Annotated in this window: 3 protein-coding genes; 1 reads left to right on the plus strand and 2 read right to left on the minus strand. The window is 35.3% G+C overall.

Translation table 11 applies throughout. The features are described 5' to 3' along the window. On the plus strand, positions 1–1,309 hold a 1,309-nt coding region (locus RTP52_RS09180), incomplete at its 5' end, for a hypothetical protein (RefSeq protein ID WP_312370738.1). Positions 1,310–1,720: 411 nt separating this feature from the next. Here RTP52_RS09180 and RTP52_RS09185 read toward each other — a convergent pair. Together RTP52_RS09185 and RTP52_RS09190 are read right to left on the minus strand one after the other, a co-directional pair. Beyond that, on the minus strand, positions 1,721–3,367 hold the full coding sequence (locus RTP52_RS09185) for an FAD-dependent oxidoreductase (RefSeq protein WP_312370740.1): 1,647 nt from the start codon (positions 3,365–3,367) through the stop codon (positions 1,721–1,723). Between the two features lie 23 nt (positions 3,368–3,390). Continuing rightward, positions 3,391–3,744: a rhodanese-like domain-containing protein gene (locus RTP52_RS09190; RefSeq protein WP_312370742.1), complete on the minus strand. Its 354-nt coding sequence runs from the start codon at positions 3,742–3,744 to the stop codon at positions 3,391–3,393. Positions 3,745–4,405: the final 661 nt, after the last annotated feature.

A 4,405-nucleotide genomic window follows, 5' to 3' on the forward strand; every position in this document is an offset into this window, starting at 1 on the left:
GACCAAGGCAAATGGCTTCAAGGAGATTAACTACATAAGTGGGGTGAATGATTATCTGTTTGCCTTAGGGAGAAAGGCGAAGGGCAATGTTTTCTCTTATAGCAAAGACGGTGTGAATTTTAAAGATATCTTGTTAGATACCGAAATCACTAAAAAGTTTCCGAAAATTACTTTTCAATCTATAGAGATATCCACCTCCTGGAACTATACGGACAAAGGTGAGATGTGGCTATCTGGAAAGGGAACGGTAAAGGAGGGTGAGAAGTACCCATTCCTTATCAGTATTTCCAAGGATATGAAGACGGTGATGGTTACACCAGTACAGGATTTGGTCAAGAAACTGGATGCGAAAGCAGCGAATATCGAGCTAGATGGCTATTTTATGTCACATTGGGAAAAGGGTCTTGTAATTCTTAATGGAAGCTACAGCAATGGAAAGGGAGAAAAAATCCCGTTCTACCTACTCTCTACTAAGAATGCTGCCTTCAAGGCATATCCGAATCCGGATAACAACTGTGATATGGTGGATTTTGCAGGGGATTATATGGTCTGTTATAAATGGGGCTTGTCAGAAGCGGCACCAGGACAAGGTCAGTTCTACTATTCGACAGATTACACCAAATGGACGAAGGCGGTTACACCGGAAAATAAGGATGCAATAGAATGGTATAGAAGTTATCTAGACTTTGATTGCTTTTCAGTAACGCCAGTTGAAGATTATTTTAGCCAACATAAAACTTATACGATTCATTATACCACGGATATGAAGAAATATAAAACAATAAGTAAAGATTATGTAATCGAAGGATCATCCAGTTTTATGTATATCTATAATGACGATAACAGATATATTGCGGTAGAGGAAAGCTTCGGAGAGCCTGAAAGGATTGTGATTTCACAGAGAGCCATCGCTGACAACAGTGAGTGGAAGACACTTTTAGACTATACGGCACAAAGCAGTGACTTTGACTTCTACGATTTTATAAACGGCGACGGATATGTTCTTGTGAAAGACGGCAAGTTAAGAAAGATATATAATCTCAAAACAGGAAAAAATTATGATACTACCATTGAGCAAGATAAGATTGGTACCTCAAGATATGACGGAACTTATTTTTACGCGCTGTATGACAAGACCAAATTATTGGGAACGAAAAATGGATTTGTTACAAATTATATGTTTACCACACCGGAAGCGATGAATGGATTGACAACATGGAAAGCAGGAAAGACAAATAGGTATTATGTCTACTCTAAAACAAAGATTTATTATGTAGATAAGGCTACCTTGGATAATAAGGTAAAGTAGGGGTATAATAAAGATCTTTCATCGATAAAATATATCCTTTATCAGTAAAACAGCTCTGACAGCAGATGTTGGGGCTGTTTATTCTTGATAAGGGATTATTCTTGAAGCAGATTTTTTCTTTTTATTGGATTTAGGTACCATAAAACCACCGGTTGGTGGTCATGATTCTTGATAAGGAAAAGTTCCCGAATCGTACTTTACATGTTTTATTAGGAATTTGCATCCTATGAAATAAAAAGTGTAGATTTTGCTTATGCTTTTCATTTCACAGGGCAGAATTCAAATTATGAGGAGACAGCAGTGACTAGTTAATTAAGTGATGGGAAAGGCAAATGCCCAAAGCAAATAAAACGAGGAAAGCTTATATTTGCTTCATGAAATTTATAAAGCTCGATAAAATTATTATTCTATTTAAGGTACTATTAGCCCAAGCTCAGAAATTGTTTTATAACCACCAATGATATTTTTACATTGAAATCCATGTTGCTTTAGAATACGCTCTGCCACATATGCCCTTACTCCAACAGCACAATAGATCCAATATTCTTTCCCTTTGTCTAGTTCATCTAAATGATCTCTTAATTCATTCACGTTGATGTGTATCGAGCCATCCACCTTACCAAAGTTTCGTTCTCCTTTTGTTCGGACATCAAGAACGACAACGTTTGTATTTTCTTTTATATTTACTAATTCCCTAGGATGAACTAGCTCAGTTTTTTTCGTAAGAACATTTTCTGCAACATAACCCGCAAAATTAACTGGGTCCTTTGCAGAACCATAAGGTGGAGCATAGCAAAGTTCTAAATCTGTTAAGTCATAGATAGTACCGCCCATCCTTAATAGGGTGGCGATAACATCAATTCTTTTTTCTACTCCTTCTGTTCCAATTGCCTGAGCACCAAGGATTACTCCGTTGGAATTAAAGATTAGTTTTAAGGTGATTGGTTCAGCGCCCGGATAATAAATCGCATGTTGATTTGGGTGAATAATTAAGGTTTGATGTTCTAGACCTTGTAATGATAATTGACGCTCTGTGTTACCTGTCGCCGCTAAGGTTAAATCGAATACCTTAATTACGGTGGAACCTTGGGTATCTTTGTATTTTGAAGGTATCCCACAAATATTATCTGCAATAATTCTACCATGCTTATTGGCAGGTCCGGCAAGAGGTACCGCGGTTTCTTGTTTGGTTACAAAATCAGTTACAGTTACAGCATCACCGCCAGCAAAGATATTAGGAATATTGGTTTGCATTTGCTCATTTGTTAAGATATGACCCCGCTTACCAAGGGCAATTCCAGAATCCTTTAAGAAATTTGTATCAGGTACAACTCCAATTGCAGAAATTAGAATATTTCCTTCTACTACATTTCCACTTTCAAGCTCTAAGGAGACACCAGTATCCGTCTCATGCAAAGCAATGGCTTTCTCTGATAAAAGTAAGTGAATACCTTTTTGTCGCATCTCATTTTCTGCTAGAATTACCATATCATCATCAAATGGTGCTAAGATATGAGGGAGTGCTTGTACTAAAGTAACTTCAATGTTTTTCTCAACCAAGTTTTCCGCCATCTCAATTCCGATATATCCACCACCAATGATAATTGCTTTCTCCACTCCATCAAGAGCTGTTTTAATACGATCGGTATCGTACATATTACGAAGAGTAAAGACTTTGTTAGAGCTTACTCCTTGAAAATTAAAATCAATCGGTTTTGCTCCAGGTGCTAAGACGAGATAATCATAGGTTTCTTCATAAGTTCCTCTATCTGAGGATAGTACTGTAACACTATTTTGAGATGGATTAATCTTCGTAACTTCGCTATGAATGCGGATATCGATATGAAAGCGATCCTTCATAAGTTTTGGTGTGGCCATTAGTAACGCGTCTCTATCTGTTATCACGTCGCCTATATAATAAGGTAAACCACAGTTTGCAAATGATATATATTCACCTCGTTCAATCATTACAATTTCGACTGATTCATCTAATCTTCGAAGTCTTGCTGCTGCAGATGCACCAGTTGCAACACCGCCAATAATAACTACCTTTTTCATGTTGTATTCCTCCTAAAAAATCATTATCGTACTATTTCGTATGGCCATCCCATAATACTGCCAAGGTTATAAACATTAGTATAACCTTTTGCAGATAATATTTGACAAGCTCTGGCGCTTCTTGCACCACTTTGACAATAAACATAAAGTATAGAATTTTTATTCTTTGCTATTGTTTCAATCTTTTTATCTACAGCGGACAAAGGTATATTTTTTGCTCCTTTGATATGACCGGATTGAAATTCATAATTTTCCCTAACATCTAACAAGATAATATTTTTATCTTCCTTTAAATTAGTTGTTGCTTCTTCATACTTTATTTTTTTAATAGAGGAATTTCCTCCGAATGAGTTTAAAATAATTTCTAAGAATCCCATAAAAGTCCTCCTTATTTAAAATTTGTTTATTTATTTTAGTAATCCCTATATGTTATAGGACTAAGAAGTAGTGTTGTCGATTTATGTAGTTAGTATAAAACTACTTAATAAAATCTACAGTGACTAGATTACAAAAGGATAACCGTGTAAATGTATTCGAATACATACAAACATTACAAATGCATGCTAATACTTACAAAAACATAATAACAAATGCATGCTAATACTTAAAAAAACATTACAAATAATACTCACAAATACATACTTATAAATTTGTTTTAAACTCCAAATATAACTTATAAATGCATGAAAATACGTAAACCCAAGAATGTATGGTGTACAAACGAATACCATGTGACTAGTTGCACTATTATATTTTTTTTAGTATAGTTAATTAATAATGTGTTAAAAAATGGTGATATGATTTGAATGCGAAAACATAAGAACCACATCAGATAATGTAGTATAGAATGGGTGTTAGAGTGAAAGGAGGAAATGTATGGGTCATTTGGGTTTTTCCTACGTTGGTATGATTTATTTACTTATGCTAATGATTCCAAACTTGATTTGGACAAAAAAACAGCCAACAGGATATGATTCTTCAAATGAAAACATTGCACTAAGAATGATGGAACGGGTTGGGCAGGTACTGGTAACCTGT

The sequence above is a fragment of the Lachnoclostridium sp. genome, assembly GCF_031997925.1.
Lineage (GTDB): Bacteria > Bacillota > Clostridia > Lachnospirales > Lachnospiraceae > Lachnoclostridium.